The sequence below is a fragment of the Pseudomonas sp. PSPC3-2 genome (genome assembly GCF_049897085.1).
In the GTDB taxonomy this organism is placed as follows: domain Bacteria; phylum Pseudomonadota; class Gammaproteobacteria; order Pseudomonadales; family Pseudomonadaceae; genus Aquipseudomonas; species Aquipseudomonas paraveronii.
The window spans coordinates 21,662-48,631 of record NZ_JAFCVO010000016.1 but is presented as its reverse complement, the minus strand read 5'-3'; the positions used below and the strand labels follow the sequence as shown (position 1 = coordinate 48,631).

The 26,970-nt window shown below is 60.7% G+C and carries 22 protein-coding genes and 4 tRNA genes; 14 read left to right on the top strand and 12 right to left on the bottom strand.

All coding sequences use genetic code 11. The annotated features are described in order from the left end of the window. Positions 1–75: 75 nt before the first annotated feature. From lon to ACP7CJ_RS22835, 8 genes are all read right to left on the bottom strand, one after another. Positions 76–2,472, bottom strand: coding sequence for an endopeptidase La (gene lon / locus ACP7CJ_RS22870; protein ID WP_276193612.1), 2,397 nt, complete (start codon positions 2,470–2,472; stop codon positions 76–78). 161 nt (positions 2,473–2,633) lie between these two features. Beyond that, positions 2,634–3,917 (bottom strand): ATP-dependent Clp protease ATP-binding subunit ClpX, encoded by a 1,284-nt coding sequence (clpX, locus tag ACP7CJ_RS22865; protein WP_017848146.1) that lies wholly within the window; start codon positions 3,915–3,917, stop codon positions 2,634–2,636. A 112-nt stretch (positions 3,918–4,029) separates the two neighbouring features. Continuing rightward, complete coding sequence (gene clpP / locus ACP7CJ_RS22860) at positions 4,030–4,665, bottom strand: ATP-dependent Clp endopeptidase proteolytic subunit ClpP (RefSeq protein ID WP_048725112.1); 636 nt, start codon at positions 4,663–4,665, stop codon at positions 4,030–4,032. A gap of 91 nt (positions 4,666–4,756) precedes the next feature. After that, a complete protein-coding gene (tig, locus tag ACP7CJ_RS22855; RefSeq protein WP_426102114.1) occupies positions 4,757–6,067 on the bottom strand; it encodes a trigger factor in 1,311 nt (436 codons plus the stop codon). 400 nt (positions 6,068–6,467) lie between these two features. Further along, positions 6,468–6,543 (bottom strand) — tRNA-His (locus ACP7CJ_RS22850). Positions 6,544–6,620: 77 nt separating this feature from the next. Next, positions 6,621–6,705: transfer RNA gene (locus ACP7CJ_RS22845), tRNA-Leu, on the bottom strand. 58 nt (positions 6,706–6,763) lie between these two features. Further along, a tRNA-His gene (locus tag ACP7CJ_RS22840) sits at positions 6,764–6,839 on the bottom strand. Between the two features lie 32 nt (positions 6,840–6,871). Continuing rightward, positions 6,872–6,948: transfer RNA gene (locus ACP7CJ_RS22835), tRNA-Arg, on the bottom strand. Between the two features lie 275 nt (positions 6,949–7,223). Between ACP7CJ_RS22835 and folD the strand changes: the two genes are divergently transcribed. From folD to ACP7CJ_RS22810, 5 genes are all read left to right on the top strand, one after another. Further along, a complete protein-coding gene (folD, locus tag ACP7CJ_RS22830) occupies positions 7,224–8,078 on the top strand; it encodes a bifunctional methylenetetrahydrofolate dehydrogenase/methenyltetrahydrofolate cyclohydrolase FolD (RefSeq protein ID WP_276193614.1) in 855 nt (284 codons plus the stop codon). A 141-nt stretch (positions 8,079–8,219) separates the two neighbouring features. Then, positions 8,220–8,504: a DUF4156 domain-containing protein gene (locus ACP7CJ_RS22825; RefSeq protein ID WP_247398721.1), complete on the top strand. Its 285-nt coding sequence runs from the start codon at positions 8,220–8,222 to the stop codon at positions 8,502–8,504. Between the two features lie 333 nt (positions 8,505–8,837). After that, complete coding sequence (gene pbpG / locus ACP7CJ_RS22820) at positions 8,838–9,761, top strand: D-alanyl-D-alanine endopeptidase (RefSeq protein WP_247398718.1); 924 nt, start codon at positions 8,838–8,840, stop codon at positions 9,759–9,761. Positions 9,762–9,931: 170 nt separating this feature from the next. Continuing rightward, entirely contained in the window at positions 9,932–10,321 is a 390-nt protein-coding gene (locus ACP7CJ_RS22815) for a DUF2946 domain-containing protein (RefSeq protein WP_426102112.1), read from the top strand. Between the two features lie 95 nt (positions 10,322–10,416). Continuing rightward, the gene (locus ACP7CJ_RS22810) at positions 10,417–12,504 is read left to right on the top strand and encodes a TonB-dependent receptor (RefSeq protein WP_426102110.1); all 2,088 of its coding nucleotides are present in this window, start codon (positions 10,417–10,419) and stop codon (positions 12,502–12,504) included. 30 nt (positions 12,505–12,534) lie between these two features. Here the strand turns inward: ACP7CJ_RS22810 and ACP7CJ_RS22805 are convergent, their stop codons facing one another. Together ACP7CJ_RS22805 and ACP7CJ_RS22800 are read right to left on the bottom strand one after the other, a co-directional pair. Continuing rightward, complete coding sequence (locus tag ACP7CJ_RS22805) at positions 12,535–13,869, bottom strand: sensor histidine kinase (protein ID WP_276193667.1); 1,335 nt, start codon at positions 13,867–13,869, stop codon at positions 12,535–12,537. Next, positions 13,866–14,525: a response regulator gene (locus tag ACP7CJ_RS22800; protein WP_276193668.1), complete on the bottom strand. Its 660-nt coding sequence runs from the start codon at positions 14,523–14,525 to the stop codon at positions 13,866–13,868. Before ACP7CJ_RS22800 ends, ACP7CJ_RS22805 begins: the two co-directional genes overlap by 4 nt. A 131-nt stretch (positions 14,526–14,656) precedes the next feature. On the opposite strand from ACP7CJ_RS22800, the gene ACP7CJ_RS22795 reads away from it, so the two are divergent. The 5 genes from ACP7CJ_RS22795 to ACP7CJ_RS22775 all read left to right on the top strand — a co-directional run bounded on the left by ACP7CJ_RS22795 (position 14,657) and on the right by ACP7CJ_RS22775 (position 19,434). Continuing rightward, complete coding sequence (locus tag ACP7CJ_RS22795) at positions 14,657–14,980, top strand: PepSY domain-containing protein (protein ID WP_276193669.1); 324 nt, start codon at positions 14,657–14,659, stop codon at positions 14,978–14,980. 83 nt (positions 14,981–15,063) lie between these two features. Further along, positions 15,064–15,534 (top strand): DUF2271 domain-containing protein, encoded by a 471-nt coding sequence (locus tag ACP7CJ_RS22790; protein ID WP_276197960.1) that lies wholly within the window; start codon positions 15,064–15,066, stop codon positions 15,532–15,534. A gap of 25 nt (positions 15,535–15,559) precedes the next feature. Then, a complete protein-coding gene (locus tag ACP7CJ_RS22785) occupies positions 15,560–17,740 on the top strand; it encodes a PepSY domain-containing protein (RefSeq protein WP_276193670.1) in 2,181 nt (726 codons plus the stop codon). Beyond that, positions 17,724–18,719: an FAD:protein FMN transferase gene (locus ACP7CJ_RS22780; RefSeq protein WP_426102108.1), complete on the top strand. Its 996-nt coding sequence runs from the start codon at positions 17,724–17,726 to the stop codon at positions 18,717–18,719. The genes ACP7CJ_RS22785 and ACP7CJ_RS22780 overlap by 17 nt, the downstream gene beginning before the upstream one ends. A gap of 13 nt (positions 18,720–18,732) precedes the next feature. After that, entirely contained in the window at positions 18,733–19,434 is a 702-nt protein-coding gene (locus ACP7CJ_RS22775) for a VIT1/CCC1 transporter family protein (protein ID WP_426102106.1), read from the top strand. 43 nt (positions 19,435–19,477) lie between these two features. Here the strand turns inward: ACP7CJ_RS22775 and ACP7CJ_RS22770 are convergent, their stop codons facing one another. Then, positions 19,478–20,140: a peptidase C39 family protein gene (locus tag ACP7CJ_RS22770; RefSeq protein WP_426102104.1), complete on the bottom strand. Its 663-nt coding sequence runs from the start codon at positions 20,138–20,140 to the stop codon at positions 19,478–19,480. 211 nt (positions 20,141–20,351) lie between these two features. On the opposite strand from ACP7CJ_RS22770, the gene ACP7CJ_RS22765 reads away from it, so the two are divergent. Next, the gene (locus ACP7CJ_RS22765; protein ID WP_276193674.1) at positions 20,352–20,513 is read left to right on the top strand and encodes a hypothetical protein; all 162 of its coding nucleotides are present in this window, start codon (positions 20,352–20,354) and stop codon (positions 20,511–20,513) included. Here ACP7CJ_RS22765 and ACP7CJ_RS22760 read toward each other — a convergent pair. Continuing rightward, complete coding sequence (locus tag ACP7CJ_RS22760) at positions 20,510–20,920, bottom strand: hypothetical protein (RefSeq protein ID WP_276193675.1); 411 nt, start codon at positions 20,918–20,920, stop codon at positions 20,510–20,512. The two genes, ACP7CJ_RS22765 and ACP7CJ_RS22760, sit on opposite strands and share 4 nt — an antisense overlap. 209 nt (positions 20,921–21,129) lie before the next feature. On the opposite strand from ACP7CJ_RS22760, the gene ACP7CJ_RS22755 reads away from it, so the two are divergent. The 3 genes from ACP7CJ_RS22755 to ACP7CJ_RS22745 are packed head-to-tail and all read left to right on the top strand — an operon-like array spanning position 21,130 to position 26,912. Further along, positions 21,130–24,351, top strand: coding sequence for an efflux RND transporter permease subunit (locus tag ACP7CJ_RS22755; protein WP_426102102.1), 3,222 nt, complete (start codon positions 21,130–21,132; stop codon positions 24,349–24,351). After that, on the top strand, positions 24,341–25,510 hold the full coding sequence (locus tag ACP7CJ_RS22750) for an efflux RND transporter periplasmic adaptor subunit (RefSeq protein ID WP_426102100.1): 1,170 nt from the start codon (positions 24,341–24,343) through the stop codon (positions 25,508–25,510). The genes ACP7CJ_RS22755 and ACP7CJ_RS22750 overlap by 11 nt, the downstream gene beginning before the upstream one ends. Further along, a complete protein-coding gene (locus ACP7CJ_RS22745) occupies positions 25,494–26,912 on the top strand; it encodes an efflux transporter outer membrane subunit (RefSeq protein WP_426102098.1) in 1,419 nt (472 codons plus the stop codon). Before ACP7CJ_RS22750 ends, ACP7CJ_RS22745 begins: the two co-directional genes overlap by 17 nt. The last annotated feature ends 58 nt before the right edge of the window (positions 26,913–26,970 follow it).

The following is a 26,970-nucleotide window of genomic DNA, read 5'->3' as shown; positions in this document are numbered from 1 at the left end:
ACTACAGACACTTAAGAGCCGCTTTATAACAAGGGCTCTAAAAAGCTGTCAAGGAAGCCCCCAGGCTTTAACGCATTAATGCGTGCTAATTCTTTCCTTGGAATCAGACTCGCGCTTTTCGTCCTTAGCGACTATCTCCGGAGCCACATCCGGCAAGGGCTCCGGCGCGTATTGCAGCGCAATTTGCAGGACCTCGTCAATCCATTTAACTGGTTTAATCTGAAGATCTTGCTTGATATTGTCAGGAATTTCCTTCAAGTCGCGGACATTCTCTTCAGGAATGATCACAGTCTTGATTCCACCCCGGTGTGCGGCGAGCAATTTCTCTTTCAGACCACCGATGGCCAATACCTGGCCACGCAGGGTGATTTCGCCGGTCATGGCCACATCAGCGCGCACCGGAATGCCGGTCAGGGCCGATACCAGGGCCGTACACATGCCTACGCCAGCGCTAGGGCCGTCTTTTGGGGTCGCCCCTTCCGGCATGTGGATGTGGATGTCGTGCTTCTCGTGGAAGTCCAGGGGAATCCCCAGGCTCCGGGCACGGCTGCGCACCACGGTCTGCGCAGCGGTGATGGATTCGACCATCACGTCACCCAGGGAACCGGTCTTGATTAATTGGCCTTTGCCTGGGATCACCGCAGCTTCGATGGTCAGCAATTCACCGCCCACCTGGGTCCACGCCAGGCCAGTCACCTGCCCTACCTGATCCTGCTGTTCAGCCAAGCCGTAACTGAATTTACGCACGCCGAGGTAGTGCTCCAGCGCATCGGCCGTGACCTTCACCGAGAAGCGTTTTTCCAGTGCATGTTCCTTGACCGCCTTGCGGCAAATCTTCGCGATCTGGCGCTCAAGCCCCCGTACACCGGCCTCGCGGGTGTAGTAACGCACCATGTCGCGGATCGACTCGACCGCGAATTCAATCTCGCCTTTCTTCAGGCCATTGGCCGAAATCTGCTTGGGCGCGAGGTATTTGACGGCGATGTTGATCTTCTCGTCTTCGGTGTAACCCGGCAGACGAATCACCTCCATCCTGTCCAGCAACGCTGGCGGAATGTTCATGGAGTTGGAGGTACACAGGAACATCACGTCGGACAGGTCGTAGTCGACTTCCAGGTAATGGTCGTTGAAATTGTGGTTCTGCTCGGGATCGAGCACTTCGAGCAACGCCGATGCCGGATCGCCGCGCATGTCGCTGCCCATTTTGTCGATTTCATCGAGCAGGAACAGTGGGTTGCGCACACCCACCTTTGTCATCTTTTGAATCAATCTTCCTGGCATCGAACCGATATATGTCCGGCGATGACCACGAATTTCCGCTTCATCACGCACGCCGCCGAGGGCCATTCGCACGAATTTACGGTTGGTGGCATTGGCAATCGACTCGGCCAGGGAGGTTTTACCCACACCAGGCGGACCGACCAGGCACAACACCGGGCCACGAATCTTCTTCACACGCTTTTGCACGGCGAGGTATTCGAGAATGCGTTCTTTGACTTCTTCGAGGCCATAGTGGTCGGCGTCGAGGATATCTTCGGCGCGAGCCAGGTCCAGGCGGACCTTGGTCTGAGCCTTCCACGGCACCTGCACCAGCCAATCGATGTAGGAACGAACCACAGTGGCTTCGGCCGACATTGGAGACATTTGCTTGAGCTTATTCAGCTCGGCATTGGCCTTGGTCAGGGCGTCTTTTGGCAGGCCGGCGGCATCGATGCGCTTTTTCAGCTCTTCGATTTCGTTGTGGCCCTCCTCGCTGTCGCCGAGTTCTTTCTGAATGGCCTTCATCTGCTCATTCAGGTAGTACTCGCGCTGGCTGCGCTCCATTTGTTTCTTCACGCGACCACGGATGCGTTTTTCAACCTGCAGCAGGTCGATTTCGGCATCGAGCAGCGCCAGGACGTGTTCGACACGGGCCGGCAGGTCGATGATTTCAAGGATGTCTTGCTTCTGCTCGATCTTCAGCGCCATGTGCGCGGCCATGGTGTCGACCAGGCGGCTAGGCTCATCAATGCTGTTGAGGGAAGACAGGACTTCAGCCGGGACTTTCTTACCCAACTGCACATACTGCTCGAACTGCGAGAGCAGGCTGCGTACAAATACTTCGGACTCGCGCTCCGGGGCCTCGACTTCGTCGATCAGCGCCACTTCGGCACGCAGGTGGCCGTCCACCTCCATGAAACGCTCGACAGCACCACGCTGCTCACCTTCCACCAGCACCTTGACGGTGCCATCGGGCAGCTTGAGCAGTTGCAGGACAGTCGCAACGGTACCGACGCGATACAGGGCATCTTCGCCTGGATCATCATCAGCAGGGTTTCTCTGGGCCAACAGCAGGATCTGCTTGTCGCCCGTCATCGCAGCCTCGAGGGCTTCGATAGACTTCTCGCGCCCCACGAACAGCGGGATAACCATGTGCGGATAGACGACGACATCACGCAACGGCAGGAGAGGCAATTCGATGGTTGTCTTCATGATTTCGCCTCTATGACAGTTGAAAAGTAAGCATGAAACCAAGATGGGGGCTGCTAGCAAAAAAAACAAGCTCAATGCCAGCAGTTAAACGCAGGAAAAACACACCCTTAAAACAAAAGGGGCCCCTAAAGGCCCCTTGTTGTTATGCAGCTACAGGACGCTTAAGCGTCTGGTGCAGCCTTGGCAGCCGGCTCACTGTTTTCGTAGATATACAGTGGCTTGGACTTACCTTCGATAACGCTTTCGTCGATCACCACTTTACTCACCTCGGACTGCGAGGGAATTTCGTACATGGTGTCGAGCAATACGCCTTCGAGAATCGAACGCAGGCCACGCGCACCGGTCTTGCGCTCCAGTGCCCGCTTGGCCACTGATTTGAGTGCGTCGGTACGGAACTCGAGGTCTACGCCTTCCATTTCGAACAGCTTGGCATATTGTTTGGTCAGGGCGTTTTTCGGCTCGGTGAGGATCTGAATCAGAGCAGCCTCATCCAACTCGTCCAATGTCGCCAAAACTGGCAGACGACCAACGAATTCCGGGATCAGACCGAACTTGACCAAATCGTCAGGTTCGACTTCACGCAGGGACTCGCCCACCTTCTTGCCTTCTTCCTTGCTGCGCACTTCTGCACTGAAACCGATGCCGCCACGGGTGGAACGGTTTTGAATAACCTTTTCCAGTCCGGAGAACGCACCGCCGCAGATGAACAGGATATTGCGCGTATCAACCTGAAGGAATTCCTGCTGCGGGTGCTTGCGGCCACCTTGTGGCGGTACGGAAGCAACCGTGCCTTCGATCAGTTTCAGCAAGGCTTGCTGCACGCCTTCACCGGAAACATCCCGAGTGATCGACGGGTTGTCGGACTTGCGCGAAATCTTGTCGATTTCGTCGATATAGACAATACCCATCTGGGCTTTCTCTACGTCGTAGTCGCACTTCTGCAGCAACTTCTGAATGATGTTCTCGACGTCTTCACCCACGTAGCCAGCCTCGGTGAGGGTGGTAGCGTCGGCGATGGTGAACGGAACGTTCAGCAGGCGAGCAAGGGTTTCTGCAAGCAGGGTTTTACCCGAGCCTGTAGGACCGATCAGCAAGATGTTGCTCTTGCCGAGCTCGACTTCGTCGTTTTTCTTGTCACGCTGGTTCAAACGCTTGTAGTGGTTGTACACCGCTACGGCCAGAACCTTTTTTGCACGCTCTTGACCAATCACGTACTGATCAAGGATGCCGCTGATTTCTTTAGGCGAAGGCAATTTATGCGCGCTGCTCTCGGCCTGGGCTTCCTGCACCTCCTCACGGATGATGTCATTGCACAGGTCGACGCACTCGTCGCAGATAAAGACCGAGGGGCCGGCAATCAATTTGCGCACTTCATGCTGGCTTTTGCCACAGAAGGAGCAATAGAGCAGCTTGCCGTTGTCCTCGCCGTTGCGGGTGTCAGTCATTCGTTCGATCCAAATCCGATAGGCTTGCAACACAAGATGAAGGCTTATGCGGGCTTTTTCAAGCCCGCAGGTGATCGGACTTGCCGACCAGCCCTATTTTGAGCTGCTTATATTAAGCGGGGCGCTTTTCAATCACTGCGTCGATCAACCCGTAATCACGCGCGGCTTCAGCGCTCATGAAATTGTCACGGTTGGTATCACGCTCGATTTCTTCCAAGGTGTGCCCGCTGTGCTTGGCCATCAGCGTGTTAAGACGCTCACGAATAAAGAGGATTTCCTTGGCATGGATTTCGATGTCCGATGCCTGACCCTGGAAACCGCCCAGTGGCTGGTGAATCATCACGCGCGAGTTCGGCAGGCAGTAACGCTTGCCTTCGGCACCCGCGGTCAGCAGGAAAGCGCCCATGCTGCAGGCTTGGCCGATGCAGGTGGTCGACACGTTTGGCTTGATGAACTGCATGGTGTCGTAGATCGACATACCTGCGGTCACCGAACCGCCCGGCGAGTTAATGTAAAGATGGATGTCCTTGTCCGGGTTTTCCGCTTCAAGGAACAGCAGTTGCGCACAAATCAGGTTGGCCATGTAGTCCTCTACTGGGCCCACCAGAAAGATCACTCGCTCCTTGAGCAGGCGCGAGTAGATGTCGTAGGCGCGTTCGCCACGAGCGGACTGCTCGACAACCATCGGGACCAGGCCGCCTGCGGCCTGGATATCAGAGTTCTGCTGAATATAGGAATTACGGAACATGCTCTGCAGTTACTCCCAAATAGTCATGTCTTGAAAACGCATAAGCCAGCGCGAGGCTGGCTTATGGTTGTATTTCGAACGAGTTGGACAATCAGTTGGCTTGTGCTGCTTCCGCCGGCTTGACTGCTTCTTCGTAAGAGACCGCTTTATCGGTCACCTTAGCCTTCTGCAGAACAGTATCCACAACTTGTTCTTCCAGCACAACCGAACGTACTTCGTTCAGCTGCTGGTCGTTCTTGTAGTACCAAGCCACAACCTGCTCAGGCTCCTGGTAGGCCGAAGCCATTTCCTGGATCATTTCACGAACGCGATCTTCGTCAGGCTTGAGATCGAACTGCTTGACCACTTCAGCCACGATCAGGCCCAGCACGACGCGGCGCTTGGCTTGTTCTTCGAACAGCTCGGCCGGCAGTTGGTCAGGCTTGATGTTGCCACCAAACTGCTGAACAGCTTGTACGCGCAGGCGATCCACTTCGTTGGACAGCAGAGCCTTAGGCACTTCGATCGGGTTGGCGGTCAGCAGACCGTCCATGACCTGGTTCTTGACCTTGGACTTGACGGCCTGACGCAGCTCACGCTCCATGTTCTTGCGAACTTCGGTGCGGAAGCCGTCGATGCCGGTTTCCTTGATGCCGAATTGAGCGAAGAACTCTTCGTTCAGCTCTGGCAGCTTAGGCTCGGAAACGCTGTTGACCGTCACGGTGAACTCGGCGGCTTTGCCGGCCAGGTCCAGATTCTGGTAGTCAGCCGGGAAAGTCAGGTTCAGAACGCGCTCTTCGCCAGCTTTTGCACCAACCAGACCCTCTTCAAAACCCGGGATCATGCGGTTGGAGCCCAGCACCAGCTGAGTGCCCTTGGCGGAGCCGCCAGCGAATGCTTCGCCGTCAACCTTGCCCACGAAATCGATGTTCAGTTGGTCTTCGTTCTGGGCAGCACGCTCGGCCACTTCGAAACGGGTGTTCTGCTTGCGCAGGACTTCCAGCATGTTATCCAGGTCAGCATCAGCCACTTCAGCGCTCAGACGCTCGATCGCGATACCTTCGAAACCGGCAACTTCGAACTCTGGGAACACTTCGAATACAGCAACGTACTCCAGGTCCTTGCCCGCTTCCAGGGACTTAGGCTCGATCGACGGCGAGCCGGCCGGGTTCAGCTTTTGCTCAACAACCGCTTCGTAGAAAGAAGCCTGGATCACGTCGCCTACCGCCTCCTGACGCGCATCAGCACCAAAACGGCGCTTGATTTCGCTCATTGGCACTTTGCCTGGACGGAAGCCAGCGATCTTGGCCTTTTGGGCAGTCTGCTGCAGACGCTTGTTGACCGCAGTCTCGATGCGCTCTGCCGGCACGGTGATGCTCAGGCGGCGCTCGAGAGCAGTAGTATTTTCAACAGAAACTTGCATGGATATTCCTCGTTGCACAGACGTTAGCCGGCCGTTTCCGACCCCAGAATCAAGGGCATGCATTCTAGTGGGTCAAACTCAAGAAGTCACCCTACTGGAAACGGGTAAAAAAACAGCAGGCAATTTATCGGTACGAAGACACTGTTGCGCCTCGCCCCGGTGACAAATACAGCCAATCACGCCAGGGCTCTGCGCCGACCCTTCTATATATAGAAGCAGTCGCCAATCATCTCCCTGACGGCCCGCCCTGCGAACAGGACAGGCAGGCAGCGCGGCATCATCGAGACACATAAATACGACGAAACGCCCTGCCTTGCGACCCAGAACCTGCGGCCGCGGAATACTCGAACCGCTAAAACAAAAAAGGCGCCAGACTGTTAAATCTGGCGCCTTTCGAATATGGGGTGGACGAAGGGGATCGAACCCTCGACAACGGGAGTCACAATCCCGTGCTCTACCAACTGAGCTACGCCCACCATATTGCGTTAACAAAGAAACCAAACCACTTCTTTGTCTAACCTCACCCAGCCTTTCGGCCGGGCAAAGCTTTAATTGGTGCGGATGAAGAGACTCGAACTCTTACGCCTCGCGGCGCTGGAACCTAAATCCAGTGTGTCTACCAATTCCACCACATCCGCGCTTGAAGCTCTTAAAGCAAAGGCGCCAGATGGTTAATCTGGCGCCTTTTTCAAAATATGGGGTGGACGAAGGGGATCGAACCCTCGACAACGGGAGTCACAATCCCGTGCTCTACCAACTGAGCTACGCCCACCATCTAACGCTACTTGTGCCAAAGCTGCCTAATGGCGCACCCGGCAGGACTCGAACCTGCGACCATCCGCTTAGAAGGCGGATGCTCTATCCAGCTGAGCTACGGGCGCCTGATTAATCTGTACTCTTGGAGGATTACAAACTAAGTGCTTCCAGCCTTACAGAGCAACAACCCTGCTTGACCTTCTTAACCAGTGCTAGGCTGTGCCCGACAAGTGCGACGAATAGTATAGACGCACCAGAAAGCCGTCAAATCTTTTTTGAAAAAAATTCATTTTATTTAAGGGGTTAGGCCAATTTGCAGACCAAGCGCCTTTGCCCTCGCGCGTTGGCATGCGAGAATGCGCGCACTTTTCTTCCCCCTCTCGATGGTTAATCACGCGTAATGACTGCACAACTTATCGACGGCAAATCAATCGCCGCCAGCCTGCGCCAGCAGATCGCCAAACGCGTCACCGAGCGTAGCCAGCAAGGCCTGCGCACGCCTGGCCTCGCGGTGATCCTGGTCGGCAGCGATCCTGCGTCTCAGGTTTATGTCTCGCACAAGCGTAAGGACTGTGAAGAGGTCGGCTTTATTTCCAAGGCCTACGACTTACCTTCCGAGACCACCCAGCAGGCCCTTACCGACCTGATCGACGGCCTCAACGATGACCCGAACATCGATGGCATCCTGGTGCAACTGCCATTGCCCGCGCATCTGGACGCCTCCCAGTTGCTCGAACGCATCCGCCCGGACAAAGACGTCGACGGTTTCCACCCGTATAACGTCGGCCGCCTGGCCCAGCGCATCCCGCTGCTGCGCCCATGCACGCCGAAAGGCATCATGACCCTGCTGGAAAGCACCGGCGTCAATCTTTACGGCCTCGACGCAGTGATCGTCGGCGCCTCCAACATCGTTGGGCGCCCGATGGCCATGGAACTGCTGCTGGCCGGCTGCACTGTGACCGTGACCCACCGCTTCACCAAAGACCTCGCCGGTCACGTCGGCCGTGCCGACCTGGTGGTGGTGGCCGCCGGCAAGCCGGGCCTGGTCAAGGGTGAATGGATCAAGGAAGGCGCGATCGTCATCGACGTCGGCATCAACCGACAGGCAGACGGCAAGCTGGTCGGCGACGTGGTGTACGAAACCGCCCTACCCCGTGCCGGCTGGATCACCCCGGTACCGGGCGGCGTTGGCCCGATGACCCGTGCCTGCCTGCTGGAAAACACGCTATATGCGGCCGAAACCCTGCACGACTGATCATCTTCCGCACTGAAAAAGCCCTGCCTTATCGCAGGGCTTTTGGTTTCTGGTGAACCTCATGCTCTGCTATCGTGCATCTGCGGCTGACATTTTCGGTATCAACCAAATGCCGCAGGAACCCCAGGAGTGCTTTTAGTCATGCGTAATCTTCATGCCGCCCCTCTGCTGATCCTCATTGCGGTGTTGATCTCGGCCTGCACCACCCAGCTCACTGAAGCGGGCAAGCAAATCAACCTCGTCACAGCCTCATCCGCCAACGCTTGCCACGTCGTCAAAGCATTCACGGTAGAGGGCTCCTCCAACGGCGACGCACTGAACACGGCATTCAATAAAGCCGCGGAGGTTGGCGCTGACAGCGTGAGCATCGTCGATGTGAGGGACGGTGGCAAAATGCAGGTAGCCGCCTTGAATTGCCGACGCTGACAAATCCGCCCAATAAAATACTTACCCGAACATCCGGCTCGACAACCCGTGCGCAGCGCCGGGTTTCTCGTTTCTTCGACATCCTTTTCACCCGCTATCGACGGGATCGGGCGCAACTTACCCCTACTCCTTTGAAGAACTCCATTAGGCCCGCCCATAAGCCGGCCCTTTTTTTGCCCACGAATGCGTACAAACCCAACCAATCATCGTCTTACAGCCTTTATTTAAAGGCTCTCTATCGTTTTCTGATCCATACTCCTAAAATGTAACGTCATTTTTCATATAGCCCGTTGCAGAACGGTATTTCTTACTTTTTTTAGCGAGTTCATCCGCGTGAAAATTCGTCTCTCTCTCGTCAGCCTTTTATTTGCTTTCACCGGCACCTGTGCGCACGCCGCCGAAACCACCCTGGCCCCGCGTGACACCTCGAAACTGCAAATCGCTTCCGGCAGCGCCATGCTGGTCGACCTGCAGACCAACAAAGTTATCTATTCCAGCAACCCGGACGTGGTGGTGCCCATCGCTTCCGTGAGCAAGCTCATGACCGGCTTGATCGTGCTGGAAGCCAAGCAAAACATGGACGAATACATCGACATCAACATCACCGACACGCCGGAAATGAAAGGCGTGTTCTCCCGAGTGAAGATCGGCAGCCAAATGCCGCGCAAAGAGATGTTGCTGATCGCCCTGATGTCCTCGGAAAACCGCGCCGCCGCCAGCCTGGCCCACCACTATCCGGGCGGCTACCCAGCCTTCATTGCGGCGATGAACGCCAAGGCCAAGGCGCTGGGCATGACCAGCACCCATTACGTCGAGCCTACCGGCCTGTCCATCCATAACGTGTCGACCGCCAGGGACTTGAGCAAGCTGCTGGCCTACGCGCGTAAATTCCCGATGCTGAGCCAATTGAGCACCACCAAGGAAAAGACCGTCGCGTTCCGCAAGCCCAACTACACCTTGGGTTTCTCCAACACCGACCACCTGATCAATCGCGCCAACTGGGATATCAAGCTGACCAAGACCGGCTTTACCAACCAGGCCGGCCACTGCCTGGTGCTGGTGACCAGCATGGGTAACCGCCCGGTGTCGCTGGTGATCCTCGATGCCTTCGGCAAGTTCACCCACTTCGCCGACGCCAGCCGTATTCGCAACTGGGTCGAGACCGGCAAGGGCGGTTCGGTGCCGGACGTTGCGTTGCGCTACAAGGCCGACAAGAACCTGAAAAACCGCCCGAACACGGCAGAAGTTCGCCGCTGAACCAAAAAACACCCGTCTGACCAATGCCCCGACCTGTTCGGGGCATTGTTTTTTCTGCATGCACCACGCAAAAACAGACGGTTGGTCTGCGGCAAAATAGCGCACGAACGGGCTTTTACTTTGTGCCTGAACTGCCGCTAAATGTTCACCCCTTTTAATCGACTTCGTTCATGGCTCGTCTCAAACGCATCAGTCCCTGGATAGCCTGTCTGGCCGTCGTGCTGAACATGCTGGCCATGCCGCTCAGCCGCGCCATGCAGACGCCGGACATGGGACTGTTGCTGTGGGGCGGATTCTGCTCGGGGGGCGCCTCGCAAGCGCTGCCGCCCAACTTGAGCAAGCTGATCGACCCGCTCCAGACGGCTCCGTCAAACACTGCCATGAAACACAGCGATTGCTGCTGTGGCCACGCGGGGCTGGCGGCGCTGCCATCCGACTACTACAGACATTTCCTACCGCGCTACGCGCCCAACACCGCCCTCGACAACCCCGAGTTGCCGACGCTGCACCCCAGAATCCGCTGGCCGAGCCTGAGCCCGCGCGCCTCCCCTACCGCTTGATCGACACCGGAGCCGCCCCACAGGCGGCCCGATCTGCTTATCAGCCGCCCGACCGGGCGTCCTCGAAGTGTCTTGATCATCAGGAAAGGTGCGTTATGCCTGCTCGAATGACTTTGCCTCGCGCAAAGCGTGTCTCTGTTTCCCGCCCGCTATGGCCCTTGCTGTCCATCGGCCTGTTCGCCCTCAACCCGTTCTCCTCGGCGCTGGCCGAAACCGGCAAAACCGAAGACTCAACCCTCACCCTCGGCACCGTCACGGTCCAGGGCGCCAGCGCCAGCAGGGGCCCGCTAAGCACCAGCAGCGTGCTCAGTTCGGTGGATGTGCTCGGCGCCGACATCCTCGAAAAAATGCCGGTCAACTACAGCTGGGAGCTGTTCAGCCGTGCGCCAGGGGTGATACTCACCGAGTTCAACCAAGGCACCACCTCCGGCAAGATTTCCTTTCGCGGCTTTAACGGCGAAGGCGAAGTCAACGCAGTGAAGCTGTTGATCGACGGCATTCCAAGCAATAGCAATGACGGCAACATGCCGTTCATGGACATGATTTTCCCGATGGAACTGGACAGCATCGAAGTGGTGCGCGGCACCAGCGATGCGCGCTATGGCCTGAACAACATCGCCGGCAACGTCAATATGCTGACCCGCACCGGCGGCGACTACACCAAGGCGCGGGTGCGCTACGGCAGTTACAACACCCAGGAAACGCAACTGGCCAAGGGCATCGAAGGCAGCAACTGGACGCAGAACTACTTCTTCGCCTATCAGAAGTCCGACGGTTACCGCGATCACGCCGAGGCGGACAAGTTTTCCATGTCCGGCAAATGGTTCTACACCCCGGACGACGACAGCTACCGCATCGGCCTGATCGCCCGTCACTACGAAACCGAGGCGCAGGAACCGGGCTACTTGAGTGAAGAGGATGCCCACCAGCACCCGAGCATGACCAACAGCTACAACGCCACCGACAAAGGCACGCGGCGGATGAACCAGGTCAGCGTGCACTTCGACACCGACCTGGCCGAGACGCTGGCCTGGTCGGCAAAAACCTACGTCAACACCTTCGACGACCGGCGCTGGACGCAATACTGGCGCACCAGCGCCCAGCAGGAGCGCGACGCCTACGAAACCCAGTACGGCGCCCTCACGTCCCTGACCTGGCGCCCGGAAGTCAGCTGGCTGTACGACTTCGCCCTGGAAGGCGGCGCGGACATGCAGCAGCAACAGAACAAGAGCGAGCGCTACCGCACCAAAGACCGCGTGCGTCTGGCCCAAACCCGCGACCAGCAATTCGACTTTGACACCTACGGCGCCTACGTCCAGGCCGAGATCAAGCCGTTCGAGTCGCTGAAAATCGTCCCGGCGTATCGCGTCGATAAAATCCAGGGCAACTTCACCAACGAAATGACCGGCATGGACTACGACATCAACGACTATGGGCTGATCAAACAACCCAAGCTCAGCGTGGTGTATTCACCGTGGGACGTGGCCAGCGTCTACGCCAACTGGGGGCGTACCTTCCAGGTCGGCACCGGCGCGGCGGCCTATAAGATTCCACCGCGGGATACCAACCTGGCGCCGTCGATCAACGAAGGCTGGGAAACCGGGATCAAGTTCACCCCGGCCGATTGGATCGATGGCCGCGTCGCCTATTGGCAGCAAGAGGCCAGTGGTGAAGTCAGTCGCCGGCTCAACGACCCGAGCGGCGAGTCGGATAACGTCGGCGAAACCCGACGCTGGGGATATGACGCGCAGCTCAACCTGCACCCGAACGAGCGCACCGACATCTGGATGGCCTACTCCTGGCAGTATTCGAAAATCCTCCAGCCGAGCTCGAGCTTGCCCAACAGCAAAGGCCAGGAAATCGACCACATCCCTCATCACCTGTACAACGCCGGCGTCAGCTACAAGGCCACGCGTGCGCTGCAGTTGACGGCGTGGATGAACGGCCAGACCAACTACTACCTGGAACGCGAGAACACCAAGGGCACTTACGGCGGCTACGTCTTGATGAACCTCGGCGCCACGTACCAGGTGACTGAATCGGTCAGTGTCGACCTGCAGTTGAAAAACCTCACCAACCGCTACTACGAATACGTCTGGTATGACCCGGACGGCGCCCAGGCCTCGCTGCACTCACCCGGCGACGGGCGGGCGCTGTACACCGGCGTCACCGTGGACTTCTGAGTGGCACAGCCGCCGGGGCTCGATGAACGTTCATGTCGGCAAGCGTAAAAACTGAACGTTCACTTCAAACCCGTCTTCCCTGCCTGGCGCTGGCGACGCCAGGGTCATACGCGCCTTGACCCCGTGGGCGATGGTCTTGGCAATCGCCAGCCCCAGCCCTGTACCGCTGGCCTCGCTGCTGCCGCGCACGAAACGCTCGGTCAGGCGCTGCAACACCGACGCTGGCACAGCCGGTCCACCGTTGACCACCCGCAGCAGTGCCTGGTCCGTGAGGCTGACGTCGACCGGTTGATCCGCCGCGCCGTACTTCAACGCATTCTCGATCAAGTTACGCAGCAAGATGCCGAACGCGTCCGGGTCAATCGCGCAATAAACGCTGCCCTCAGTTGGCAACTGCAACCGAATGCGCTGCCCGCTGCTGCGATTCCACTCATCGACCCCATGGGCCAGTAATGGAATCAGGTCCTGTGGTGCCTCGGACAACAGCCCGCCGCCCTCGGCTTTGGCCAACTGCATGAGTTTTTCCGAGAGCCGCGCCAGTTCGCGCAGGGAGTCTTCGATCTTCGCCGCACGCACGCGCAACGGGCCTTCCGGTGCTTCCTGGCGCAAGCGCTGGATCTGCGCCAACGTCGCCGCCAACGGCGTGCGCAATTCGTGGGCACTGTTGGCGGTGAAGCTGCGCTCGGCCTCCAAGGCCTTGCGCAAGCGCTCCAGCAGGTGGTTGACCGCATCGGCCAACGGGTCGATTTCAGCCGGCAGCCGCGCCACGCTGATCGGCGACAAATCCCCCACGCCACGGGCTTCCACGGCACGGCGATAAGCCAACACGCTACGCAGGCTGAGGCGCACAAACAGCCAAGTGCCCAGCAGGCTGATGGGGATCAGTGCCAATAACGGCACCAACAAGGCCAGCAAGGCTTCCCGCGCTGCTTCACGGCGATGCGCCAGCGGCTCGGCGATCTCAATGAACACGGTGTCGCGCAGCGCACTCGCGCCATACAGCCGGTACTTTTGCGTGGTGGAAAACCCTTCACTCGGCCGTTCGTTGAAGATCTTCGGATCGGCGTCATGGGACTGCATCAGAATCTGGCCCTGGGCGTCGCGCACCAGGTACGTCAGGTATTCCTTATGCACCTTCAAGGTGGCGACGTGCTGGGCCGCGCGCGGCTCCTCGCGGTTGCTGATTTCCAGCACGGCCAAGGGCAGGATGCGTTGGGCCGTCTCTTCCAGGGCGCTGTCGAACGCCTCGTTTAATTCGTGTTGCACCACCAGCCAGGCCCCGACAGTCGCCCCCAGCCAGAGCAAGGTCATGCCCAGGGTCAACCCCAGGCCGAGGCGTTTTTGCAGGCTGATCGACGACTTCATACGGCCATCAACCGATACCCCATGCCACGCACGGTTTCCACCAGGTCGCGGCCGAGTTTTTTGCGCAGGCGGCTGATGTAGACCTCGATGGTGTTGCTCTCGATTTCCGCGCCAAAGGCGTACAAGCGCTCTTCGAGCTGCGACTTCGACAGCAACGCCGTGGGGCGCTGCACAAACGCCTCAAACAATGCCCATTCACGCGCCGTCAGGTCGACGGTGATACCGGCGCGCTGCACGGTGCGCGCGTTCATATCGATCTGTAAGTCGCCGAGTTTGATCAGCGGGTTGGGGTTGCCGCTGTAACGCCGGGCCACGGCGGCCACCCGGGCCGAGAGTTCGAACAGGTCGAACGGTTTGACCAGGTAGTCGTCGGCCCCGGCGTTGAGGCCGGCGATGCGATCGGATATCTGGTCCTGGGCGGTGAGGATGATCACCGGGGTCACGTTGCCCGCCGAGCGCTGCTGGCGCAAAAAGTCCAGCCCGCGACCGTCGGGCAGCATCAGGTCGAGCAGGATCAGGTCATACGGCGTGGTGCGCACGCTGTTGTTCGCATGGTCCAGTCGCTGCACCCAATCGACCGCGTGGCCGTCATCGGCAATCTGTTCGCGCACCGCCTCGCCCAGCCCGAGTGCATCCTCGACCAATAAAACCCGCATCTGGCACCTCCTGTGATGGTTGTCGTGGAGCACCTTACCCACCTTTCCTGACGCGAATCTGAAGATTCAGCCAGTTGTCAGGAATGACCTTTAGGGTAAGCCGCAAATGCCAATCCGGCCGGAGACAGATCATGAAATCAGCTTTTATTGTCAGCACCACATTGCTCAGCGTCCTGCTCAGCGGGTACGCCTTGGCCGATGAAGACTGCAGCGAGCCGGTCAGCGACTGGCAACCACGCGAAACCCTGCGCCAGCAAGTGGAGCAGCAATACGGCTGGAGCGTGCAGCGCATCAAGGTCGACGACGGCTGCTACGAGCTCAAGGGCGCCGACCGCAAGGGCAATGCAATCGAAGCCAGCTACGCACCAGCCTCGCTTCGCCTGCGCAAACTGGAAATCCATTTCGGCGCCAACGGCGACGCCCGGGATTACCTCAACCGTCCTGGATCTGAATGATCATCGCGTCTTTGCAAGGCTTTCAGGTTGCTGTCAGCCAGCAGGTCCAGGCTCTCGCCACCACGTTCAACCAGGACATCCTCATGAAAAAAATCATTGCTGCAACTTGCCTCGCCGGCGCCATTGCCCTGCCGGGGCTGGCCCAGGCCCGCGAAGTGACCCTGACCACCCAGCTCAAGGACTACAGCGGCAACGGCGCGTACCTGGCGATTTACGTCACCGACGCCAACGGCCAGTACCAGAAAACCCTTTGGGTCGCCGGCAAGAAGGCCAAGTACTACCGGCACCTGAGCGACTGGGCACGTGGCAGCGCCATGAACCCGAGCGAGTTTGACGGCCTCAGCGGCGCCAGTGTCGGCAGCGGCCGCAGCCTCACCGTCAGCGTGGAACTGGCCGACACCTTGATCGATGCCGGGTATCAGATCCGTATCGACAGCGCCGTGGAAGACAAGCGCGACAGCCGCGCCGACGTCAGTGTCCCGCTGACATCGGGCGGGGCGGGCAAGCCGGTCAGCGGCAACGGCTATGTCGAGTCCTTTACCTACGACCTGTAGCACCTGCGACTTCTGGAGGCTAAACATGCTTCGCCAGTTCCACTCACTGCCCGGTCTGATCGCCGCCCTGCTGGTCATGATATTGGCCATCAGCGGCGCAGTACTGTCCGTCAATCCGGCTTTGGAACGCCTGCACAACACGTCAACCGCAGCCGGGCAGCTCACTGTCGGCCAGTTGGCGGGGAACATCGCCAACCACTTCCCGGGGGTGGAGCAGATCCAGCGCAGCGCCTCCGGAACCGTGATCATCTACTACAACCAGGACGGCCAGGCCGGTGCGCAAACCATCGACCCACTCACCGGCCAGGGCCTCGGCCCCTATGAGCCGTCTGCCGTGTCGCGCTGGGTAAAAGACCTGCACCGCTCGCTGTTCATGGGCACAACGGGGCATGGGATCGCGGGCGTCGGCGCATTCGTCATGTTGCTGCTTTCCGTGTCCGGCGCGCTATTGCTGGCGCGCCGCCTGGGCGGCCTGCGCAACCTGTTGCGGCCGCTGCGCGGCTCGTTCAGCCAGCGCTGGCACGCCGAAGTCGGGCGCCTGGCCGTGCTCGGGCTGCTGCTGTCGGCCTTGACTGGGCTGTACATGTGCGCCACGACGTTTGGCCTGATCGCCGACGGCAGTCAGGCTGAACCGGCCTTCCCCGCGCATATCAGCGTCGGGGCGGCGCAGCCGGTGGCCAACCTGCAAGCCTTGCAGGCCACCGATTTGAATGACCTGCGCGAATTGGTTTACCCAAGCCCCGGCAACCCCGAGGACGTGTTTTCCCTGCGCACAGCCCAGGGCGACGGTTACGTGGACCCGGTCAGCGGCGCGCTGTTGTCGTATCAGGCCCACGACTCAATGCACAACCTTTATCAATTGATCTATCAACTGCACACCGGTGAGGGCCTCTGGTGGCTGGGCTTGCCCCTCGGGCTTTGCGCCCTCAGCGTGCCGTTGATGAGCGTGACCGGTATTGTGCTGTGGTGGCGGCGACGCAAAGCCGCGCCGAAGATTCGCCATAACAGCCCCGCCCACTCAGCCGACAGCGTGATTCTGGTGGGCAGTGAAAACAACAGCACCTGGGGCTTTGCCAATACCTTGCACGCGGCGCTGCACCAGGCCGGGCACCGGGTTCACAGTGCCGCGATGAATGAATGGAAAGGCACGTACCGTGACGCTCAGCGACTGTTCATCCTCACCGCCACCCACGGCGACGGCGATGCACCCGCGTCAGCCACACAGTTCCTGGAGCGCCTCAAGCAAGTGGGCCTCAAACCCGGCCTGTCCTTTGCGGTACTCGGATTTGGCGACCGGCAGTTTCCCCGATTCTGTCAGTACGCCCATCAGGTGCAGGACGCGATGGTGCAAGCCGGCGGCTCGCCATTGCTCGGGCTGGAAACCGTGAACCGGCAGTCCTCCCAGGAATTTGCGCGCTGGGGCAACGCGTTGGCGGCGCCACTGGGCCACGCCCTGCCGCTGAACCATACGGCCCAGCGCCCGCCCACCCGTCAACTGGCGTTGACCGAGCGCATCGCCTATGGCGAAGCGGTGAACGCGCCGACCCACGTCCTGCGCTTCAAGGCTGCGGGCGAGCTACCGAGCTTCCAGGCCGGTGACCTGGTCGGCATCTACCCGCCGGACAATCCGGTGCCGCGCTTTTACTCGCTGGCCAGCCGTTCTGAAGACGGTGTGCTGGAAATCTGCGTGCGCAAACACGAAGGTGGCCTATGCTCGGGGTTCCTGCATGATCTGGAGATCGGCGCGTCTGTCGAAGCGTTCATCCAGCCCAATCCACAATTTCGCCCGGCTTCAGGCACGCACCCGGTGATTCTGATTGGTGCCGGCACCGGTATCGGGCCCTTGGCCGGTTTTATTCGCCACAACACCGCCAAACACCCAATGCACCTGTATTGGGGCGGACGCAACCCGGCCTCGGACTTTCTCTATGAGCCGGAGCTCAACCGTTACCTCGCCGACCACCGCCTGACCGCATTGCGCGCGGCGTTTTCCCAGGTTCAGGACCGCAGCTACGTGCAAGACCGCCTGATCAGCGACGCCCTGGCGTTGCGCGCCCTGATCGAAAACGGCGCCCAAGTGCTGGTGTGCGGCAGCCGCGAGATGGCCAAAGGCGTGATGCAAGCGCTGGATAACGTGTTAGCCCCGCTCCACCTGAGCGTGCTGGCCCTGAAAGCACAAGGACGCTACCGTGAAGACGTCTACTGAGATGCAACGCTACAGCCTGAACGGCGAGACCATGGGCACGCGCTACAGCGCCGTGTTCTATGCCCAAGCTGCCATCGACACCGCAGCGATCAACCGCAGCCTGGCTCAGGCCGTGGGCCGGGTGGACCAGCAAATGTCCACCTGGAAAGCCGATTCCGACCTCAATCGCCTCAACGCGGGCCCCGAGCAGACATGGCTGGCGGTGCCCAAAGAGCTGGCCACTGTGTTAGCCGCCGCGCTGCGGGTCAGCCAGCAATCCGGCGGGGCTTTTGACATCGGCGTGGGTGATCTGGTGGACGCCTGGGGTTTCGGTCCGGGCGCACAATCAGTCACCGAACAGACCATCGACACCCTGCCGCCACGCGGCGGTCTCTCGGCCAATGCAGCGTTGACGGTGGACGCCCAGCGCCACCAAGTGCGCAAACGCGCGCCGCTGCACCTCAACCTCAACGGTATCGCCAAAGGCTTTGGCGTCGACGAACTGGCGCGCTGTCTGGACAGCTTCGGGCTCACGCGCTACCTGGTCGGCATCGATGGCGAAATGCGTGCCCGAGGCGCCAAGCCGGATGCTCAACCGTGGGTCGTGGCCATTGAAAAACCGAGCCGTGGCCAGCGTGAAGTGATGGGGGTCATGGAGCTCAGCGACGCGGCCATCGCCACCTCCGGCGACTATCGACACTGGATTGACGTGAAGGGCCGCCACTATGCCCACACCATGAACCCGGCCACCGGCGCTCCGTTGTGCAATACGATCGCGTCCGTCACCGTGGTGGCGGCCTCATGCATGCTCGCCGACGCCTGGGCCACGGCGTTGATGGTGCTGGGCGAAATCGAAGGCCCACGCCTGGCGCAGGCACGCGGGATGGACGCGCTGTTCGTGCTGCGCGAGGGTGAACAACTCAAAGAAATATCGATTGTCGGCGGCATTCTGCAAGCGCAGATTGAAAGCCGTCCGCCCCTAACCAGCCCACACACGTGAGTCCCGCACCCCCATGAAATTCATGCACCGGCACACCGAATCCCACCGCAGTGACCGTATCGGCTGGCTGCGCGCCGCAGTCCTGGGGGCCAATGACGGCATCGTCTCCACCGCCAGCCTGTTGATCGGCGTAGCCGCCGCCAACGCCAGCCACGCCTCGCTGATCGTCACCGGTATGGCCGGCCTGGTGGCGGGTGCGATGTCCATGGCGGCCGGTGAATACGTTTCCGTGCATTCCCAGGCCGATACCGAACAGGCCGACCTGGCACGGGAACGGGCAGAACTGGCCAGCAACCCCAAAGCCGAACACAGCGAACTTGCGCACATCTACATGCACCGTGGCGTATCACCCGAATTGGCCCATCAGGTCGCCGATCAATTGATGGCACACGACGCCTTGGGCGCACACGCACGGGACGAGTTGGGCATCAGCGCAGCCCTCACCGCCAAACCGCTGCAAGCGGCGCTGGCCTCGGCGGCGAGTTTCGTGGTCGGTGCCGCGTTGCCGCTGGCGGTGACGGTCATCGCGCCGGCGCACAGCGTTGTGCCGTGGATATCCGGCACGTCCCTGCTGTTTCTTGCCAGTCTTGGCGCCGTGGCGGCCAGGGCCGGCGGGGCGAAAGTCATCGTCGGCGCTTGGCGCGTGACCCTGTGGGGCGTGCTGGCCATGGGCATTACGGCCGCCGTGGGGGCGATGTTCGGCGCCGTGGTGTAGTGCAAAACCACACCGCGCCCCAGCGTGGCGGGCGCGGTGTGTTTTACTTTCTTTCGGCCAACACCTTGAGCGCCTGCGCCGCGGCCTGCTCTTGCCCGGCCTGCGCGGTGGCATTGGCCGCGTCGCGCCAGCGCTGTGCATCCACATTGGCCGGCAACTGGCTCGGGCGCTGGGTGACGATGGCCCAGTGACCGGCGCCTTTCCAGGCGGACTCGAAATCACTGAAGCCCATCAACAGTCGCCGGTCCATGCCCGAACTCAACAACACCGTGCTTTTGCGCTGGTTAAACCCTACCACCACCACGTAGCGCGGCTCAGACCAAAACCGCCCGCTGATCCGCGCCATCACCGGGTACCCCGCGGACACCTGCGCCAACACCGACGTGAGCTTGGCGTCGAGCGGATACACCATCAGCCCGTATTCACGGACCAGCACCTGCATGTTGCGCTCAAGGTTCGCCTCGCCGCCCGGCAAGTGCAACGGCTTATCCAGTAAACCCGGTGTCATGACAATGCCTTGTTGCGACAGCATGCTGGCTAACGCCGTAGGGCCGCTTTGATAGGCGTCGCTGCGAAACGTCGGCACACCATTGAGTTCGACGCGCTCCGGCAAGCCCGGCAGCTTCGACGGGTGCCCGGAACAGGCCGCGAGCCCGAGGGCGCAGGCCAGCAGCAAGGAGGTTGTAACGTTCGACCGTAACCGCAATTTTTTACTCTCTTGATCAACTGCCGGTAAGGGCCCTGATCATAGGACGCTCTTCAGCCCGGGTATAGCCTTGAGCCGCAGTAAAACGCCCGGGATAGAGCAAAGAAGTTGGATCGACACGACCATTGGTCAATAGCAGGCAACCGTCGACTGACTAGACTGTCCATTGAGAAGACTGTGTGTGCCCCCTACTGGGCGAAAGGAGGCCAGAATGAGCCTTGCAACGACGATTTTCCTGTTGTTCTGCGGTTGGCTGGCGGTCGCCGGCGCCATGTTGTGGGGGGTGTTGCGCATTACCCGTCGGCACCATCACCCCCACGTCAAACCGGCTGCATCCGCCAAGCTGCACAATGCGGCGGTTCATCACGCCTAGCCAGGCATGCAATTGAAGTCCTGCGTTGCCGCGACTTCCTTGCCGTGACCATCCATGAGCGATGCGCGCACGGTGCTGCCCAGGCTGGATTCCACCAGGGTGTAGTGCTCACCCGCCTTGAAGTCCTTGTACTCCACGCGGCCCTGGCAGTCCTGCTGGTTGTCGTCGCCTGGCTCCTCTTCGAATAACGTCACATCCAAACGATGGTCGCCCGGCGGCACTTCAAAAAAGCGCCCGTCGTCCACGCGCTTGCCATCGACGCGCTCGGCCATCAGGTCATTCGGCGCTTCTTCTTTCAATCCGATCCAGGCTTCGCTGGGGTCGGCTTTGGGCATCGGGCCGGCGCAGGCCGACAGTAACAACACAGCGCTCAAGGCGGGGATCAGCAATAAAGGTTTCAGTGACATGGCAGGGCTCCAAAGGATTTCAGTTAAAAGACGCATCGCATCCGATGGGTCACAAGCTTGGAGAGGCGCCCCTTGTAGAACAAATGAATACACATGAAACGATCTTCAGCCCATACCTAAATCTTCCTTCACCTGGCTGAAAGGTGCGTGTTAGGTGGGTCGGGCAAGACTGCCGGGGTTTGCAATCCTGCTCCCTCGGAGGTTCACGCATGCTCGGGCTGGTAAAGACCGCACTGCACAAGCCGTACACGTTTATCGTGTTGGCCATATTCATCTGCATCATCGGGCCGATGGCGGCCCTGCGCACCCCCACCGATGTGTTCCCCGATATCGGCATCCCCGTCGTTGCAGTGGTCTGGCAGTACAACGGCCTGTCGCCGGACGCCATGGCCGGGCGGGTGATCTACACCTATGAACGCTCCCTGAGCACCACCGTCAACGACATCGAACACATCGAATCGCAATCCCTGCCGGGCATGGGCATCGTCAAGATTTTCTTCCAGCCCGGCGTCGACATCCGCACTGCCAACGCGCAAGTGACGGCGGTGTCACAAACCGTGCTCAAGCAAATGCCCCCCGGCATCACCCCGCCGCTGATCCTCAACTACAGCGCCTCGACGGTGCCGATCCTGCAAATGGCGTTCTCCAGCCCGACACTGTCGGAAGCCAAGATCCGCGATCTGGTGCAAAACAATATCCGCCTGCCCCTCAGCGCCCTGCCCGGCCTGGCCATGCCCACGCCTATGGGCGGCAAGCAGCGCCAGATCACCCTCGACCTCGACCCGCAGGCGCTGGCCGCCAAAGGCTTGTCGGCCCAGGACGTGGGCAATGCGCTGGCGTTGCAGAACCAGATCATCCCGGTCGGCACCGCCAAGCTCGGCCCCAACGAATACACGATCCTGCTCAACAACAGCCCCAAGGCCATCGATGAACTCAACGACCTGCCGATCAAGACCGTCGACGGCGCCTTGATCACCATCGGCCAGGTGGCCCACGTGCGTGACGGTTCGCCGCCGCAGACCAACATCGTGCGCGTCGACGGCCATCGCGCTGTGCTGATGCCGGCGCTGAAAAACGGCAGTATCTCCACCCTGTCGATCATCGACGGCATCCGCCAGATGCTGCCGCGCATCAACGAAACCCTGCCACCGTCGCTGAAGACCTCACTGCTGGGCGACGCGTCGGTGTTCGTCAAACAATCGGTGGGCAGCGTGGCCCAGGAAGGCATCATCGCCGCGCTGCTGACCAGCGCGATGATCCTGCTGTTCCTCGGCAGTTGGCGCTCGACGCTGATCATCGCCGTCTCGATTCCCCTGGCGGTGCTCGCGGCCATCGCGCTGCTGGCGGTCAGCGGGCAGACACTCAACGTGATGACCCTCGGCGGGCTGGCGTTGGCGGTGGGGATTCTGGTGGACGACGCCACGGTGACCATCGAAAACATCAACTGGCACTTGGAACAGGGCAAGGCGGTGAAGACCGCGATCCTCGACGGCGCCGCGCAGATCGTCGGCCCGGCGTTCGTCTCGCTGCTGTGCATCTGCATCGTGTTCGTGCCGATGTTTTTGCTGCAAGGCATTGCCGGGTACCTGTTCCGACCGATGGCCCTGGCGGTGATCTTTGCCATGGCCAGCTCGTTCCTCCTCTCGCGCACCCTGGTGCCGACATTGGCGATGTACCTGCTCAAACCGCACACGCCGGAACCCGGCACCGGCCATCACCCGGAAGATGCATTCATCAACCACCATGAAGGCGAGCAGCACACCAGGCCACGCAACGCCGTGCTGCAGTCGGTGCTGAATTTCCAGCAGGGTTTCGAGCGGCACTTCTCGAACATCCGCGACACCTACCATGGCCTGCTGACGTTGGCCCTGGGCAATCGCAAGCGCTTCATCGTCGGTTTTTTGGCCTGCGTGCTCGCCTCGTTTCTGCTGCTGCCGAGCCTGGGCCAGGACTTCTTCCCGGCCACCGACGCCGGTGCGCTGGCGCTGCATGTGCGTTTGCCGCTGGGTACGCGGATCGAAGAAAGCGCGGCCGCGTTCGACCGGATCGAGGCGCGGATACGCGAAGTGATCCCGGCCGCAGAACTCGACACCATCGTCGACAACATCGGCATTCCGCTAAGCGGCATCGACATGGCCTACAGCAGCAGCGGCACCATCGGCCCGCAGGACGGCGATATCCAGGTCAGCCTGAAACAGCACCACGCGCCGACCGCCGATTACGTGAAAAAACTACGTGAAGCACTGCCGCAAAGTTTCCCCGGCAGCCACTTCGCGTTCCTGCCGGCGGACATCAGCAGCCAGATCCTCAACTTCGGCACGCCGGCGCCACTGGACGTGAAAATCTCCGGGCGCAGCGATGCAGAAAACCGTGCTTACGCCGTGGAACTCGAACGCCGCCTGCAACACGTACCGGGCATTGCCGACCTGCGCATCCAGCAGTCCACCGGCTACCCGTCGCTGCAAGTGAATGTCGACCGCCTGCGCGCCAACGGCCTGGGCATCACCGAGCGCGATGTGACCAACAGCATGGTCGCGTCCCTCGCGGGCAGCTCGCAAACGGCGCCGACCTTCTGGCTCAACCCGGCCAACGGCGTGTCCTATTCCATCGTCGCCGCCACCCCGCAATACCGTCTCGACAGCCTGCCGGCGCTGGAAGCGCTGCCCGTGACCGGTGCCGATGGCCAGTCGCAAATCCTCGGCGGCGTGGCCAGCATCTCCCGCGTGCAAAGCCCGGCGGTGGTGACCCACTACAACATCGAACCGACCCTGGACCTGTATGCCAACGTGCAAGGCCGCGACCTCGGCGGCGTCGCGCGTGACGTGCAAAAGGTGCTGGACGATACCGCGTCCATGCGCCCCAAGGGCTCAGTGATCAGCCTGCATGGGCAGATCGATGCGCTGCATGAAGCCTTCAGCGGTTTGAGCGTCGGCCTGCTCGGTGCGGTGGTGCTGATCTACCTGCTGATCGTGGTCAACTTCCAGTCGTGGGTCGACCCGTTCGTGATCATCACCGCATTGCCGGCGGCGCTGGCGGGGATCGTGTGGATGCTGTTCCTCAGCGGCACGTCATTGTCGGTGCCCGCGTTGACCGGCGCCATCCTGTGCATGGGCGTGGCCACAGCCAACTCGATCCTGGTGGTGAGCTTCTGCCGCGAACGCCTGGCCGAACATGGCGATGCGCTCAAGGCCGCGCTGGAAGCCGGTTACACGCGCTTTCGCCCGGTGTGCATGACCGCCCTGGCGATGATCATCGGCATGCTGCCGCTGGCCTTGTCCGAGGAGCAGAACGCGCCGCTGGGTCGCGCCGTGATCGGTGGCTTGATCCTCGCCACCGTCGCCACTTTGTTGTTTGTTCCCGTGGTCTTCAGCCTGGTCCACGGTCGTCAGCCTACTCGCGCAACTGTTGGAGAAACGCCCCATGTCGTCTGATCACAAACCCTCGCGCAAGCGTCTGATGCTCATGGGTGTCGGCGGCCTGACCCTGGCCGCCCTGCTGGTCGCCAACGGCCTGTACGCCCGCACAATGCACGAACGATCCGTCACGGCCTGGACCGAAACCGCCGCCGTACCGCAGGTGATGGTGTTTGAGCCGCAACAGAACGTGGCCGGCGACACCCTGCGCCTGCCCGCCCACCTTGAAGCCTGGAGCAAGGCGCCGATCCATGCGCGGGTCAGCGGCTACTTGAAGGACTGGAAAGTCGACATCGGCAGCCAGGTCAAAGCGGGGCAAATCCTCGCCGAAATCGACAGCCCCGATCTCGATCAACAACTGGCGCAAACCCATGCGCGGCTGTTGCAGCAACAGGCCAATGCGCGGCTGGCCGCCACCACCGCGACGCGTTGGCAAAACCTGCTGGCCAGCCATTCGGTGTCGCGCCAGGAGGCCGATGAAAAAACCTCCAACGCCGCAGCGGCCAAAGCCAACTCCGAAGCGGCCGCCGCTGACTACGCACGGTTATCCGCGCTGGAAAGCTATAAGACCCTGCGCGCACCGTTCGCCGGCACCATCACCGCGCGCAACACCGACATCGGCCAGTTGATCAAGGCCGACACCGACAGCGACCCGGAGCTGTTCAGCATCGCCGACACCCACCAACTGCGCCTCTACGTGCCGGTGCCGCAGAACTATGCGGCCGTCATCCACAAAGGGCTTGAAGCCGAGCTGACCGTTCCCGAGCACCCCGGCGAGCACTTCAAGGCGCACCTGATCGGCGACTCCACCGCCATCGACCGCCGCTCCGGCACCCTGCTCGCGCAGTTTGTCGCCGACAACCCCAACGGCCAATTGCTGCCAGGCGATTACGCCGAAGCCACCCTGCCGATCCCGGCGGACACCCATGGCGTGAGCATCCCGGCCAGCGCGTTGATCTTCCGCGCCCAAGGCACCCAGGTCGCTGTACTGGATGCGCAAAACCACGTGCACCTGCAGGCCATCCATATCGGCCTGGATCTGGGCGAACGCCTGGTGATCGACCAGGGCCTGAAACCCGCCGACCGCGTGGTCGACAACCCGCCCGACGCCCTGCGCGAAGGCGACCCCGTGCAACTGGCCGACGCCGCCGGAGGTGCCCATGCGCCCAAGGCTTAAACCACTTGTTGCCGTGATGCTGCTGGCTTTACAAGGTTGCTCGCTGGCACCGACCTACAACGTGCCGGCGATCAAACTGCCGGCCAACTACCGCGAACAAACCAGCGACGGCCCCTGGCACAGCGCGCAGCCGTCCGACCAACTGGCGCCGCAGTGGTGGACGCTCTACCACGAGCCACGCCTGGATCAGTTGCAACAGCAATTGCTCAAGGCCAACCCGGACCTGGCGGCAGCGCTGGCGCACTTCGATGCGTCCCAGGCGTATGCCAGCCAATTGCATGCCGGGTTATTCCCGCAAATCACTGCCAGCGCACAACCGCTGCGTCAGCGCCAATCGGACTCGCGACCGCTGCGCGGTACAACGCAGCCGTCGGTGTACAACAGCAACACTGCGGGGTTTTCATTGAGCTACGACTTGGACCTGTGGGGCAAAATCCGCAACCAAGTGGCGGCGGGTGATGCGCAGGCGCAGGCGTCGGGCGACGATTTGGCGGTGGCGCGTTTGAGCTTGCAGCATCAGTTGGCGACCTTGTATGTGCAGCTCAATGGGCTGGATGCGCAAAGTCGGATTCTCAATAACTCGCTGGAGGATTTCAGCCAGGCCCTGCAACTGACCCGCAGTCGATACGAGGGCCAGATAGCGTCGGAACTGGACCTGACCCGCGCGCAAAACCAACTCGCCCAAGCCAAGGCGCAACTGGATGAAGTGCGCGGGCAACGCAACCTCACCGAACATGCCATCGGTGAACTGGTCGGCGTGGCGGCCAGCGACTTCACGCTGCCGGCGAGCCAACAACTGATCGCCCTGCCGGGGATTCCGTCGCAACTGCCGAGCCACCTGCTGCAACGTCGTCCGGATATTGCGGCGGCGGAGCGCCGGGTGTTTGCGGCCAACGCGAATATCGGCGTGGCCAAGGCCGCGTGGTACCCGGATTTCAGCCTGACCGGATTGATTGGCGGGCAGACCCAAGGCGTGGGGAATTTACTCTCGGCAGGCAATCGGTATTGGGCGCTGGGGCCGCTGATGAATTTGCCGATCTTCGATGGGGGTCGCTTGAGCGCCAACGAACGCCAGGCCAAAGCCGAGTTTGAACAAGCCTCGGCGCAGTACCGCAGCCAGGTATTGAAGGCCGTGCGCGAGGTGGAAGACAACCTGGCGCAGTTAAGGGATTTGCAGCAGGAGGCGCAGGATGAACAAGCGGCGGCGGATGCGGCGCTGCATACGCAAGCGTTGGCGATGAACAGCTACCAGGCCGGCGCGGTGAGTTATCTGGATGTGGTGACCGCGCAGACCGCGACGTTGCAGGCGCAAATGACCTTGCAGACGGTGCAGACGCGGCAGTTGCAGGCGAGTGTAGGGCTGGTCACCGCGCTTGGCGGCGGCTGGCAACCTGGCGCCTGAGACTTGTTTGTGCAAACCGGCTCGAAGGTGGGGGCTGGTTTGCCTGTGATGGCGGTAG